Origin of the sequence: Bacillus sp. JJ675, from assembly GCF_036963165.1 — a bacterium.
Lineage (GTDB): Bacteria > Bacillota > Bacilli > Bacillales > Bacillaceae > Bacillus > Bacillus glycinifermentans.
Genome location: NZ_JBALMR010000080.1, coordinates 1 through 12,322 on the forward strand (window position 1 = coordinate 1; position 12,322 = coordinate 12,322).

A 12,322-nucleotide genomic window follows, 5' to 3' on the forward strand; every position below is an offset into this window, starting at 1 on the left:
ACAGGGTGCAGATCATTCTCGCCGGTTTATTTTCTTGTCTATTTGCTCATGTCATTAGCATCAAACTTTTTGATTTTTTATTTAATGAGTGAGCCATTCCATCCACCTTTATATACCAGACCAGAAATTTATTGGTATGGCACGGTTTCCGGGATTGTATATTGGTTCTGGGATTCGATATGTGCACAGAAAAAAAGCATTAAATAAAGTGTTCTCACAAAGCCGCAAATGTTCGTTTCTTTTAATAAATCAGCACTTGCATCAACAGTTCCTTTTCGCCAAAATATAAGGTGTCCCCGCCCGGCGGCAAGATTTCAGCCGTTTGTATTTATGCTGCAAGAAACATTATCCCGAATAATCGTTCCAATAACCGTCTAAAAAGGAGTTTTACAAAATGATGATGATTTTAATGCTGGCCGGTATTTTGTCTGGAATGGCCATTCCTGTTCAAACCTCCATTAATTCACGACTGGGCATGAAAATCGGGTCTCCTTACGGGGCAGCAGCTATTTCTTTTTTTGTCGGGACGTTGATCCTGCTCATTGCTGCCTTGCTGACAGAGCACCGTTTTTTATCTATTTTTGGGCTTCTCCCTTCCCTTCCATGGTGGATAGTCATCGGAGGCGGGTGCTTAGGTGTATTTTATTTAACATCAAATATTCTATTGCTTCCGCGCCTTGGATCAGCGCTGACAGTTGTCGTCACCCTTCTCGGGCAGATGATAATGGCGATCGCCATCGATCACTTCGGATGGTTTCATGTTCCCGTTCATGAATTAAACCTCCCTAGAATGATCGGCATTTTATTCATTATATTCGGGGTTTTCATCATCAAAAAATATTAAATAACAAGGGAGTTCATCATCAATGAAAAACAAATCCATATACATATTTCTTTACATGCTGCTTGGCCTCTTCGCCGGAATGGCATCGCCGATTCAAACATCCATCAATTCAGAGCTGAGGATTGCACTCCATTCGCCATTTATCGCCTCCCTTGTTTCTTTTTTGGTGGGATTGATCGTTCTTCTTTTTCTTACATCACTCATCGAACATCGCCGGTTATTTCATTCAAACCATTTAGAAACAGCAAAAAACTTTATCACAGGCAACCCTTGGTGGCTTTGGACAGGCGGAATACTTGGGGTCATCTTCATCACGTCCAATATTTTGCTTCTGCCGATTGTCGGAGCATCCCTTACTGTTGTTTTGGCTTTAAGCGGCCAAATGATCATCGCCCTTATCATCGATCATTTTGGATGGTTCGGGATCGCTAAACACCGCTTGAATGTACAGCGCATTCTTGGAATTGTACTCATGATCGCGGGAATTATGATCATTCAGCATTTTTGATGCCAATTTGTATAGCCGGAAAATTAAAAAGGAGTGGAGACTAAATAAAACCGTAGATGTGAAAAGATTTTTCGAAGAAAATGGATGAAGCAGCGCCAAGAAGGTTTTTATAAAAGGAAAAGACAGGGATACTGACAGGCGACTGTTCAGACAGGGTCTTCCGCGCTCTGCCCGCCGATTTGGGTTAAAACCGCAAATTCGTCTCAGGGCCAAAAAATTTGCTGAAAAAATAAAAGGATCTGCCCTTTTTCTCCCCGTCATTTAGACGGACGCTATTTTAGTTGACATAACATTTTTATAATAAATTGTTTGAAGACAAATAAAAAAGCCATTTTATTCAAAATGACTTAGGGTGCTGCAATTGCCGTATGCAAGTAAGAAAGTTTTAAACCACACTCCTCAAAGTGGGTGTCTGCAGAAACTTTCCTGCCGTCCTTTCAAAGAAGGCTTGGCATTCCAGGTTCGATATAAAACTCCCTATTACAGCTTAAAGGTTAAAACTTAATTATCATTACGTACAATGCAGCGTATTTGTATTATATGATATTTGCACATCAAAATCAACCGTTGTCTTCGAGAAGGAAAAAGATGCAAATAAGCTGAATATTACCAAAATTCAGTTAATATATGACGGCTGTACAACCCTTCTGTACAAGTTTTTCATACACTATGGATGAGGTGATGTCATATGGTTAAAATTTTCATCGACCCGGGACACGGCGGTTCTGATGCAGGCGCGAGCGGAAATGGCTTGATCGAGAAAAATATAACATTGCAAATCGCCCTTGCGTTAAGAAACCTTTTGCTTGATGAATATCAAAATGTTTCTGTTCAGTTAAGCAGGACAAGCGACCAGACTGTCAGCCTGACGCAGCGGACGAACGCCGCAAACAATTGGGGCGCGGATTTTTATCTGTCGATCCATATTAATGCCGGCGGGGGCACTGGTTTTGAATCGTATATTTATCCGGGCGTCGGCGCACCTACGACCACTTACAGGGATAGGATTCATGAAGAGATAATAAAAGCCGTCGATTTCAGGGATCGCGGAAAAAAGACGGCCGATTTCCACGTTTTAAGAGAAACGGTGATGCCGGCATTGTTGACGGAAAACGGGTTTGTCGACAATGCCGATGACGCCGATAAGTTAAAATCATCAGCTTTTATTCAATCGATTGTCAGAGGGCATGCGAATGGACTGGCAAGAGCGTTTAACCTTACCAAAAAGGCTGAAGCTCTTTATAAAGTCCAAATTGGGGCCTTTAAGGAAAAAGCAAATGCGGATACCCTAGCCTCTCAAGCAGAAGCGAATGGGTTTGACGCCATCGTGATTTACAGGGAAAGCCTTTATAAAGTTCAAATCGGCGCTTTTTCGTCAAAGGAAAACGCTGAAGCGCTTGTTCAGAAAGCGAAAAGTGCCGGATTTGAGGCCTTTTTTTATCAGGAATAAAGAAAAAGCCTGCCTTCCTTCACAGGAAATGAACTGCACCCCAATTGTTAGACACCATCTAACAATCGGAGGTGCAGTTTTTTATGGCTAAATTTACAGCTGAGGAAAAAATACAAGCGGTCAAAAGGTATCTTGCGGGTAGGGAAGGGCATAAAACAATCGCCAGAGAGATCGGTGTTTCGTCAGGTGTGTTTCAGGTATGGATTCGCAAATACCATTACCATGGAGAAAGTGCGTTTCAAAAACTCTATACAACCTATTCTGTAGAAGATAAACTGAAGGTACTTCACTATATGATCGAAAATGGGACGTCGATCCGTGAAACAGCCGCTAATTTTCTCATATCCCCCTTCACCATATCGGTTGCAGCGAAGAAAAGGACGGTCGCGCATATTCCGGAAAAAACGGCCACAAGGCCCGATTGAATGACCTGACCTCTCTCCGGCGGTCCGTCTGCTGCCAAGCCGTACATTAGAAGGACGAGCCAAAACGGAAGGCTTGCGAGCGTCATGCCCAATACACGCTGATAGGCATCCAAACGGCCGGCGCAAACCTCCATCATTTTTCGGTTTCCCAGCGGATATGCAAAGGAAGCCAAAAGGACGGGAACGACGCAAAAAAGCATTTCTTGAAGCGAAAGCTGTGCAGCATGTTCCAGCTGCATGAGCGCAACTCCGGCCAAAATAATAAGCGACATCGACAGCCCCTTATAGGGGATTTTTCCTCTGATCTTTACAGGCCCTGACTGCGTCTGTACGATTTCGTAAAAAAGCGGCGCCATCAAGGACCCCGAAATGATCGTGATCTGCCATGTTCCGGCGATCAGCCAGCCCGGACCGTAAGCTGCGGCAACGCACAGCGGCGCATAAAATAAGCCAAATCCGACAGTGCTCCATATAAGCCAGACGAACGGCGCTTTTTTGATTTCTCGAAAAACGCCACTGATATTTCCCCTTGCCCAAACAATGACAAAAAGAAGCGGCGCCATCATGATGAAACGGAGGGAAGCGCTCCATACCCAGCTCCCTCCTTCCATTTCCATCGCCCTGTTGAGAACAAACGTAAAGGCAAAAAAGAAAGCGGCAAAAATGCCGAGCACGATCGGTTTCAAATTCCTACTCTCCCTCCGGATGTCCGGCCAGTCTTTCTCCAAGGCTCAGCCAGTTTTCTTCTGCAAGCCTGACGGCTGCATCGGTGTCTTTCCGCCTGCAAGCCTCGATAATCCGCTTGTGCTGTTCTATCGATTTCATACTGCTGACTGAAGAAAACTGTGACATTTCAAGCCGGTAAATTTTTGAGACGATTTTTTCGAGTGCACGGGTAATTTCAGGGTTTTCCGACGCATGTAAAAACACCCGGTGAAAAGAGTCGTCTGCTTCAATGGCTGCAACGATGTCCTCTTTTTCGATCGCATGCTGCAGACTTTTGTTGCAATCCTCCAATTCCTGCAGAGCGGCCTCTGTTAAGGAAGGGACCGAAAGCTTGACAGCCAAAGCGTGCAGAGCGGCCGTCACGGTAAAGGCATGCCTTGCTTCCTCGGCTTTTAGCGGCGCGACTCTTGTCGCCGATCCCGGAACGGCTTCCACAAGCCCTTCGTCTTCAAGCCGTTTAAGCGCTTCTCTGACAGGCGTGCGGCTGATTCCGAATTGCGCTGCAAGCTCTTGATCATGAAGGCGTTCCCCCGGCTTCAGCTCAAGTTGGACGATTGCACGCTTTAGCGTTTGGTATACTTCTTCACGAAACGACATTCGTTTAAGCGGTTTAATGTTATGCTTCATCATAAAACCAATATATCGCATTTTGGTTTTATGATCAAACAAAAAAAGATTCGGCTCATAAGGCCGAACCTCTTTCTCATTTATACTAAAATGTCGACGACAAACTGTGACCATGTTTCAAGCCGATCGTACACGCTTTTTTCTTTCAGATCGGCGGCTTTCATCCACCGTCCTGCAATCTGGTCTTTTTCTTTTACTTCAACGCGGGCGCCGGGTTTCAGCTCAAGTGCGGAGAGAATGCCGATATGGACTTTGCCGACGCTGTTTTCATCATCATTAATCAGTCCGAGCGTTATCACGTTCCCTTTATCGGATTCATCGATCAACAGTTCTTCATCAAGCACCCTGTCTGTGTTTAATTTTAAAACATCCGCAAAGCCGAGGCCTTCCGCAGCGTTCATATGGCCGCCGAAACCGAGCGAAAGCCTGTTGTGAAGCCGGGCTTCGCCGCCTCCTTCAAGCCGATCATATACGAAAATTTCATCTTCCCTTTTGATAACGACATACGGAATCGGCTGTTTATAAGAAGGGTTTTCTTCCGCGTCTCCCCTTCTCATTTCGCTGAAGTTCCGTTCGATATGCGCCATGATTTGCCGGATTGATTCCTTGTCGCTATTCACGCCTTGGAATGTCAGCGTTTCATTTGCAAATACGTCTTCCCGCGGTGCCACGAGAATCATTTCATCCATTTTTCCCATCGTAACCGTGTTCCTCCAATCAAGATAAAAGAGCAGAACAAGTTCTGCTCTTCATTTACGTGCCGGCCCTTCCTGCGGGGAGCCGGCGTCTTAGGCGCTTGCAGCCCAGACTAAGTTTACTATTCGTCAAAATAAAAATCGTCGTCCTTCAAAGGTTCAACGGTTGCTTTTTTGTACCCGTTTCCTTTCATTGAGAAGAAGTCGTGTGATTTTGTTTTCGTATTTAATCCGTTCAATACGATCGGGTTGATCTCTTCCTCTTCAAAATAAGCATCAAAACCGAGGTTCATCAGCGCTTTGTTTGCATTGTAGCGGATGAATTTTTTCACGTCGTGCGAAAGGCCGACTTGATCGTACAAATCTTCGGTATACTCAAGCTCGTTTTCATAAAGCTCGTTTAATAGGTCGATCGAAAACTCATATAATTCTTTTTGCTTTTCAGGCGTCTGCTGATTGTAAATTTCCTGGGCGAGCAAACCGACATAGACGCCGTGGATCGCTTCATCGCGCAAGATCAGGTTGATGATTTCGCCGCTTTGCATAAGCTTGCCTTGTCCGTAAAAATAAAGCGGGTAGTAAAAGCCGCTGTAAAACAGGAAGCTTTCCAGATAGACGGAGGCAACCATCGCTTTAAACAGCGATATTTTGTCGCCTTGTCTGATTTTTTCGTACAGCCCGACGATGATCTGCGCTTTTTTCTGCAAGTATTTATTTTGTTTGACCCATTCAAAGACTTCATTGATTGTCTCCGTCGGTGCAAGGGTCATGAAAATGTTCGAATAGGATTTGGCGTGAACCGCGTTTTCCATCATGGCCATGAAGTTCAGCACCGCTTTGCGCTGGTGTCCTTCGACATGCTCTGCGACAAGCGGCATTCCCGTGTTTCCCTGCTCCGTATCCAGAAGCGTCAGCCCCGCGAGCACTTTCATGTATGTATCCTGCTCGTTTTGGCCCAAGTACTTCCATGTGAGGAGATCGCCGTTTAGGGCGATTTCCTCCGGAAGCCAGAACTGTTTTACATTTTGGTTGTAAAACATCTGGGTAAAATCGTCTTCATGCTTCGACCAGTTTGCTGCGTCATATATTTTCGTCACTTTCTCATACTCTCCTTTAATCAAACGACACAAGAAAGGCAGCTTTCTTGCCCTGTATCCTTCGTTCTTGCATAGTAAAGTGTTTTGATGCCTTTGTGATGGGCATAAAGATCGATCCGGTTCAGATCGCGTGTCGTCATGGTATCTTTCAGGAACAATGTAAAGCTTATGCCTTGGTCCACGTGTTGCTGGATCGTCGCAATCATGTCCACAACCTTAAACATATCCATATCGTACGCTTCTTTGTAGTAGAACCAGTTGTTCGGCGCAAGTCCAGGCATTGGATAGTATGTTTTCGAATTGCCGTACGTCCTTTCTTCAATCCGCTCCATAATCGGCATCACGGACGCTGTGCTTGACTGCACGTATGAAATGGAGCCGGTCGGCGCGATGCACAGTCTGTAGCTGTGGTACAAGCCGTGCTCTGCAACAAATTCCTTCAGCCGTTTCCAGTCTTCTTTCGTCGGGATGTGCATGCCTTCAAACAGCTTGGCAATTTTCTCGAATCTAGGCGTGAAGTCCTGCGTGATATACTTCTCGAAGTATTCTCCCGTCGCGTATGCGGAACCTTCATATTGATGGAACGTCTCCCCTTTTTGCTTGGCGATCTCTGCCGAACGTTCAATAGAGTAGAAGTTCATCATCATAAAGAAGGTGTTCGCAAAATCTCTCGCTTCTTCGCTCTCATAGGCGATGCCGTTCTGCGCCAAATATCCGTGAAGGTTCATCGCACCGAGGCCGATGGATTTCATCGCTTTGTTCGCTTTGCGGACAGCCGGAGCATTCGTGATATTCGTCGTTTCTGAGACGTGCGTCAATGAATCGGTCGCAAGCTTGACCGTTTGTTCAAGCGATTTGTTTTTCATGACATTCAGGATGTTTAACGATCCCAGGTTGCAGGAGATATCCAGACCAATTTCGTCTTCTTGGCCGTAATCGGTGTAAGACGAAACTTGGGAAGCCTGAAGCACTTCCGAACAAAGGTTGGAGAATTTAACCTTTGACAGATGGTTATTCGCGTGAACTTTGTTGACGTTATCCTGGAACATGATGTACGGATACCCGGATTCCGATCTTAAAATCGCCAGCTTTTCCAGCATTTTGCGCGGGTTTATTTTTTCCTTTTTGACCCTCGGGTCTTCCACTAAACGGTCGTACATCTCGTTCATGTCCATTTCGTCCAAATGCTCGCCGTACGCTTTATAGACGGTGTGCGGATAGAAGACGTAAGCTGCTTTATCCTCTCTCGCCAGCTCGATGAATTTATCGGGAATGACGACGCCGATGGATAATGTTTTCACCCTGACATCCTCGTCTGCCGAAATTTTCTTCGTATCAAGGAAATCGTTGATATCGCGGTGGAAAATGTTTAAGTATGCCGCTCCTGAACCTTGTCTCTGTCCCATTTGATCTGCATAGCGGAACGCGTTGTCGAGCAGCTTCATCACGCCGACAACCCCTTTTGTCGCATTTTCGACGTCTTTGATGGCTTCGCCTTTCGCACGCAATTTTGAAAGGTTGAGGGACACGCCTCCGCCAAGCTTGGAAAGCTGCATCGAAATATCCACGGCTCTGGAAATGTCGTTTAACGAATCGTTGACTTCAAGGAGGAAACAGCTGACAAGCTCGCCGCGGCGTTTGCGGCCGGCATTTAAGAACGTCGGCGTGCTCGGCTGATATTCCTGATTGATCATCATTCTGACGAACTCTTTCGCTTTCTCCTTATCGCCGTTTGCGAAGAATAAGGCGACAATGGAAATCCGGTCTTCATAGCGCTCCAGAATTTTTTTCTTATCGTTCGTTTTCAGCGCATAATCGTTGTAAAACTTAAAAGCGCTCATAAATGACGGGAATCTGAATTTTTTTGCGTATGCCTCTTTGAACACTTCTTTGATTTCTTCAAATGTGTACTGGCTTAAAAATTCTTCTTCATAATAATCATTTTTGATTAAGTAGTCGATTTTTTCTTTCAGATCATGGAAAAACACCGTATTTTGGTTGATATAATCAACAAAATAGCTATGTACCGCTTCTTTATCTTTATCAAATTGGAATTTCCCGTCTTTTTGAATCATGATCTCATTGTTTAACTGGATCCATTTTGGCACTTGATTTTCTGACAACTCTTTCTACCTCCTGAGTAAACAGTTCAACGTCTTTGGCCGTCCCGCTGAGTTCAAATTTGTGGAGAATCGGAACTTGATACTGTCTCGATATTTTTTCTGCGCTCCTCGCAAAATTATCTCCCCAATTTCTGTTTCCGCTCGCCGCAACCCCGAGTAAGAGATGGGCGTTTTTTTCAAGAAACATCTCAGTTGTTTTCGGAACTTCTCCAAACCCTGTCGTGTACGTGATCAAAATAAACGGCTCGTCTAAATACTCGTCTGCGCTGACTTTCCGTTTATTCCGAAACGGCGTTTTATCTACAAAGCGCTGAACATTCCCCGTCTTTGAATCAAATACGATTTGAATCATCATTATCACGACCTATTAAAATTGTTCCCGAGTCTCTCAACTCGCCTTACACAATATATAGTATACTATCATTCAGAAAAACACAATATATTGATACGCAAGTCGAGAAAGTTCACAATTTGCTCCAAGCTGAGGAGCCACAGGCCAAAGAAATATGAGTAGAATGAGAGCTGACGCTCACCCTACTCATCAAACCGAAATCTATCATAACACGAAAAAAATTGAGTTAGTAGACTAGACTTTTTCACTTATTTTTTGTAAGCGTCGCAACACTTGTTCTCGCATACTTCTTTAATATCGGCTTCGATTCCGAGTTCTTCAAGCACGGATTTAACGGCCGTCAGGATGGATGCCTCGCGGATCAGCTCTTTTCCGTTTACAAGAATGCTTGTGCCGTATTCGTAGCAGGACTCGTCTTCACACGTTTCTTCCCAATGGTTGATGACAATTTTAGGTTTCATTGTACGCTCATTCCTTTGCATTTAAAAACTTATGTGTTAACCAATACCTAGTTTATCGATTCGCGGCTGCTTTGTAAATTTGTATGCATCGCGCCGCCCGGACATAAAAAAGACCATGCAGGGGGCATGGTCTTTCGAAGCCGCGAATCCTTATTCGAGTTCAAGCTGGACGTTTTTTTGCGGTGCAAATGTTGAAATGGCATGCTTGTATATGAGCTGCTGCTTTCCTTCTGTCTCAAGCAATACTGTGAAATTGTCAAATCCTTTTACCTGTCCGCGCAGTTGAAATCCATTGAGTAAAAAGACCGTGACAAATGTATTTTCTTTACGGATCTGATTCAAAAACTGATCTTGAATATTTATCGATTTCATATTCTGGTCCTCCTTGTTTCTCTATAACATATTGTTTCGATTAAAGTTCGAGCTTTCCTGCTATATAAGCGAAAATTTCCTGTTTTTTCTGCTCAATTTTGACAGGGGGCGTCATATCAAACCAGGCGACGTCCATTTTGTTCCTGAACCACGTCAGCTGCCGTTTGGCATAGCGTCTTGAGTTTCGCTTTAAAGTCTCAACTGCAGCCTCAAGCGGCTCCCTGCCCTCAAGATATGCATAAAGCTCTTTGTAGCCGATCGCCTGAACAGACTGGCAGTCTCTGACCTTTTCATCATAGAGCTGCTTCACTTCTTCCAAAAGCCCATCGTCCATCATCTGGTCGACCCGCCTGTTAATTCTGTCGTAAAGCGCTTCGCGGTCCATCGTTAACCCGATGAGGGCCGCATTGTACAAAGGTTCTCTTTTCTGTCCTTCCATATGTTCAGTCATCGTTTTTCCGGAGGTATGTAGAATTTCTAGCGCTCTGATGACCCTGCGCGTGTTGTTTGGGTGAATCGCTTTCGCCGATTCCGGGTCGCGCTCTGACAGCAGGCCGTGCACATAATCTGATCCTTTTTGTGACGCGATATTCTCCATTTCCGCCCGGAAAGCGGGATCGCTTGCTTCATCCGTAAATGAATAGTCATAAAGCACAGATTGAATGTACAGCCCGGTTCCGCCTACGATCATCGGCAGCTTCCCGCGGCTTTCGATTTCAGCCATTTTCTCCCTGACCAGCTCCTGATATTCAGCAACGGAAAAAGATTCGGTCGGTTCCTTGATATCAAGAAGATGATGTGGGATTCCATTCATTTCCTCTTCTTTGATTTTTGCTGTGCCGATGTCCATTCTTTTATAAATCTGCATCGAATCGCCGCTGATAATCTCCGCGTTTAAACTTCCGGCCAGCATCACGCTTAACTGCGTCTTGCCGACAGCGGTCGGTCCGATCAAAACGATAACCGGCGGTTTCCTTTTATTCACTAATGATCACTCTCTTTAAGCAAGCTGCTCCCATTATACCATTTAACACACAAAAACACCTATTTCATTTTACCCGTTTTTGCCCCATGGAAAACATTCCCTCCATTTCCTTACCAGCCGAGCGGCTCATTTCCGACCACTTCTCTCGTCATCCCTTTATATGCATGTCTGTGCGTCTTCCTGCGGCGTCCTTCACCGACATAAACGACGCCTCCGTATCTGATCGGGAGAGCTGTGCTGTAAGCCAAATAAGTAGTGTCTTCGATATCATGGTAGTGCGTACCGTCCGCTCTCGGTATGGCAGGCCCCGTAATCGCGTAGTATCTATGATAGTGTCCTCTCTCAAAGGACGTAATCCCTGAATAAAAATGGACATGACAATCTGTATTGCTTCCGTTTGCCGGCTGTGTAAACCCCTCAATCAAATGAATATGGCCTTCGGCTTCAGACGTTCTCGCCCTGTATGCATGGGCATGCGCAGGGGCCTTCGACCAGTCTGACTGATATAATCCCATTTCTTTCTCCCCTTTTCGGGCTGATTCATTAAAAATCGGGCATTGCATAAACGCCTGCCCAAGCAAAAACAACCGGGCGGAATACATTGATGGTAGTCAGATATCATTTTATTATTGGAGGGACTTTTTTATGAATCATTTCGGATTTGATCATTTGGAGGATGAGCGAATCATCGGCAGACCGTTTTTTGGGAGACCGTTTTTCGGGAGGCCGTTCTTCGGCAGGCCGTTTTTCGGACCGGGACCGTTTTTCGGCGGATTTTTAGGCGGTCTGACAGCAGGAGCGCTCCTCGGCCCCGGTTTCGGATATGGATATCCTTACGGACCGTATCCTTACTATTGGTAATCAAAAAAGGTCCCTGGACGGGGCCTTTTTACCTTGACTTGGAACTTTCGGATCATTTATGATGAACTTTGCCTGCCGTACATCATTGCGGGGGGATTTTTTTATGTCTAAAAATCCTTCGCCGCAATGGACAAGCGTTTTCGCTCGGCGAGGTGGGGAAAATGTTAAAAACGTTTGAATTGACGCTTTCAAAAAAAAAGCTCTCAGATGAGCACATCCGCCGAATCTCGTGAAGGGGGATTTTTTAATGATCACAGGCTATCTGTTTCTACTAGTCGCGATATTGTCCGAAGCGGCAGCCGCCGCAATGCTGAAAGTCTCTGACGGATTTAAGCGATGGCAGCCGGGGGTGCTCGTTGTGATCGGATATGCACTGGCCTTCTACATGATGTCGCTGACATTAACATCCATTCCGCTCAGCCTTTCATATGCGACATGGAGCGGCGCGGGCACAGTGCTTACGACCGTCATCGGCGTCCTGTGGTTTCAAGAAAAATTGAACCGCCGGGCGATGCTTGGCATCGTCTGCCTTGTTGCGGGTGTTGTGCTGATCAATTTGTCGTAAGGAGGGATTAGATGAAAGGAATTCTATTTTTAGCGGCGGCCATTCTTTCAGAAGTATTCGGAAGCACGATGCTGAAGCTTTCGGAAGGTTTCAGCGCCCCCGTTCCTGCAATCGGCGTCGTGATCGGGTTTGCTTCTTCTTTTACATTTCTCAGCTTTTCTCTAAAAACGCTCGCCCTGTCATCGGCATATGCCACATGGGCAGGCATATCAATGTGATCTGCACCCTGTC

General features: G+C 45.4%; 16 protein-coding genes, 1 other RNA gene and 2 pseudogenes. 8 read left to right on the forward strand and 11 right to left on the reverse strand.

Annotation, left to right across the window (positions count from 1 at the left end; all coding sequences use genetic code 11):
* From V7126_RS19880 to V7126_RS19890, 3 genes are all read left to right on the forward strand, one after another.
* The coding region (locus V7126_RS19880) for a UPF0715 family protein (protein ID WP_335498529.1) at positions 1–207 on the forward strand (207 nt) is incomplete at its 5' end.
* Positions 208–394: 187 nt separating this feature from the next.
* Entirely contained in the window at positions 395–844 is a 450-nt protein-coding gene (locus V7126_RS19885) for a DMT family transporter (protein ID WP_175076108.1), read from the forward strand.
* 22 nt (positions 845–866) lie between these two features.
* On the forward strand, positions 867–1,352 hold the full coding sequence (locus tag V7126_RS19890) for a DMT family transporter (RefSeq protein ID WP_046132760.1): 486 nt from the start codon (positions 867–869) through the stop codon (positions 1,350–1,352).
* A gap of 348 nt (positions 1,353–1,700) precedes the next feature.
* Here V7126_RS19890 and ssrS read toward each other — a convergent pair.
* Positions 1,701–1,884, reverse strand: a non-coding RNA gene (ssrS, locus tag V7126_RS19895) — 6S RNA.
* 156 nt (positions 1,885–2,040) lie between these two features.
* Between ssrS and V7126_RS19900 the strand changes: the two genes are divergently transcribed.
* Entirely contained in the window at positions 2,041–2,802 is a 762-nt protein-coding gene (locus V7126_RS19900) for an N-acetylmuramoyl-L-alanine amidase (protein ID WP_175076109.1), read from the forward strand.
* A gap of 83 nt (positions 2,803–2,885) precedes the next feature.
* A pseudogene (locus tag V7126_RS19905) lies at positions 2,886–3,146 on the forward strand (transposase); the annotation flags it as partial.
* Here V7126_RS19905 and V7126_RS19910 read toward each other — a convergent pair.
* The 10 genes from V7126_RS19910 to V7126_RS19955 all read right to left on the reverse strand — a co-directional run bounded on the left by V7126_RS19910 (position 3,092) and on the right by V7126_RS19955 (position 11,180).
* A complete protein-coding gene (locus tag V7126_RS19910; RefSeq protein WP_046132504.1) occupies positions 3,092–3,913 on the reverse strand; it encodes a DMT family transporter in 822 nt (273 codons plus the stop codon). The pseudogene V7126_RS19905 and the gene V7126_RS19910 overlap by 55 nt on opposite strands.
* 4 nt (positions 3,914–3,917) lie before the next feature.
* Positions 3,918–4,583, reverse strand: a complete 666-nt coding sequence (locus V7126_RS19915; RefSeq protein WP_046132503.1) for a GntR family transcriptional regulator — start codon at positions 4,581–4,583, stop codon at positions 3,918–3,920.
* Between the two features lie 77 nt (positions 4,584–4,660).
* Positions 4,661–5,278 (reverse strand): hypothetical protein, encoded by a 618-nt coding sequence (locus V7126_RS19920; RefSeq protein WP_216898654.1) that lies wholly within the window; start codon positions 5,276–5,278, stop codon positions 4,661–4,663.
* A gap of 119 nt (positions 5,279–5,397) precedes the next feature.
* Positions 5,398–6,372 carry a class 1b ribonucleoside-diphosphate reductase subunit beta gene (gene nrdF / locus V7126_RS19925; protein WP_046132495.1) on the reverse strand — a complete coding sequence of 325 codons (975 nt, stop codon included), beginning with the start codon at positions 6,370–6,372 and terminating at the stop codon, positions 5,398–5,400.
* 20 nt (positions 6,373–6,392) lie between these two features.
* Positions 6,393–8,495 carry a class 1b ribonucleoside-diphosphate reductase subunit alpha gene (gene nrdE / locus V7126_RS19930; RefSeq protein ID WP_216898656.1) on the reverse strand — a complete coding sequence of 701 codons (2,103 nt, stop codon included), beginning with the start codon at positions 8,493–8,495 and terminating at the stop codon, positions 6,393–6,395.
* A complete protein-coding gene (gene nrdI, locus V7126_RS19935) occupies positions 8,452–8,847 on the reverse strand; it encodes a class Ib ribonucleoside-diphosphate reductase assembly flavoprotein NrdI (protein WP_046132493.1) in 396 nt (131 codons plus the stop codon). The genes nrdE and nrdI overlap by 44 nt, the downstream gene beginning before the upstream one ends.
* Positions 8,848–9,095: 248 nt before the next feature.
* Positions 9,096–9,308: a hypothetical protein gene (locus V7126_RS19940; protein WP_046132492.1), complete on the reverse strand. Its 213-nt coding sequence runs from the start codon at positions 9,306–9,308 to the stop codon at positions 9,096–9,098.
* A gap of 150 nt (positions 9,309–9,458) precedes the next feature.
* Entirely contained in the window at positions 9,459–9,680 is a 222-nt protein-coding gene (gene hfq / locus V7126_RS19945) for an RNA chaperone Hfq (RefSeq protein WP_006640257.1), read from the reverse strand.
* Positions 9,681–9,720: 40 nt separating this feature from the next.
* Positions 9,721–10,665: a tRNA (adenosine(37)-N6)-dimethylallyltransferase MiaA gene (gene miaA, locus V7126_RS19950; RefSeq protein WP_175076113.1), complete on the reverse strand. Its 945-nt coding sequence runs from the start codon at positions 10,663–10,665 to the stop codon at positions 9,721–9,723.
* Positions 10,666–10,775: 110 nt separating this feature from the next.
* Positions 10,776–11,180: a YmaF family protein gene (locus V7126_RS19955; protein WP_175076114.1), complete on the reverse strand. Its 405-nt coding sequence runs from the start codon at positions 11,178–11,180 to the stop codon at positions 10,776–10,778.
* 130 nt (positions 11,181–11,310) lie between these two features.
* On the opposite strand from V7126_RS19955, the gene V7126_RS19960 reads away from it, so the two are divergent.
* From V7126_RS19960 to V7126_RS19970, 3 genes and pseudogenes are all read left to right on the forward strand, one after another.
* Positions 11,311–11,526 (forward strand): hypothetical protein, encoded by a 216-nt coding sequence (locus V7126_RS19960; RefSeq protein WP_335498536.1) that lies wholly within the window; start codon positions 11,311–11,313, stop codon positions 11,524–11,526.
* 247 nt (positions 11,527–11,773) lie between these two features.
* Positions 11,774–12,091 (forward strand): SMR family multidrug efflux transporter EbrA, encoded by a 318-nt coding sequence (gene erbA / locus V7126_RS19965; protein ID WP_046132488.1) that lies wholly within the window; start codon positions 11,774–11,776, stop codon positions 12,089–12,091.
* An 11-nt stretch (positions 12,092–12,102) separates the two neighbouring features.
* Positions 12,103–12,297: pseudogene (locus V7126_RS19970) on the forward strand (DMT family transporter); the annotation flags it as partial.
* Between the last annotated feature and the right edge of the window lie 25 nt (positions 12,298–12,322).

Coding starts and splice junctions, on each gene's coding strand:
- V7126_RS19940 (WP_046132492.1), bottom strand. CDS start 9,308: ATGAAACCTAAAATTGTCATCAACCATTGGGAAGAAACGTGTGAAGAC.
- V7126_RS19960 (WP_335498536.1), top strand. CDS start 11,311: ATGAATCATTTCGGATTTGATCATTTGGAGGATGAGCGAATCATCGGC.
- nrdI (WP_046132493.1), bottom strand. CDS start 8,847: ATGATTCAAATCGTATTTGATTCAAAGACGGGGAATGTTCAGCGCTTT.
- V7126_RS19920 (WP_216898654.1), bottom strand. CDS start 5,278: ATGGGAAAAATGGATGAAATGATTCTCGTGGCACCGCGGGAAGACGTA.
- V7126_RS19885 (WP_175076108.1), top strand. CDS start 395: ATGATGATGATTTTAATGCTGGCCGGTATTTTGTCTGGAATGGCCATT.
- V7126_RS19900 (WP_175076109.1), top strand. CDS start 2,041: ATGGTTAAAATTTTCATCGACCCGGGACACGGCGGTTCTGATGCAGGC.
- V7126_RS19915 (WP_046132503.1), bottom strand. CDS start 4,583: ATGATGAAGCATAACATTAAACCGCTTAAACGAATGTCGTTTCGTGAA.
- V7126_RS19890 (WP_046132760.1), top strand. CDS start 867: ATGAAAAACAAATCCATATACATATTTCTTTACATGCTGCTTGGCCTC.
- hfq (WP_006640257.1), bottom strand. CDS start 9,680: ATGAAATCGATAAATATTCAAGATCAGTTTTTGAATCAGATCCGTAAA.
- V7126_RS19955 (WP_175076114.1), bottom strand. CDS start 11,180: ATGGGATTATATCAGTCAGACTGGTCGAAGGCCCCTGCGCATGCCCAT.
- erbA (WP_046132488.1), top strand. CDS start 11,774: ATGATCACAGGCTATCTGTTTCTACTAGTCGCGATATTGTCCGAAGCG.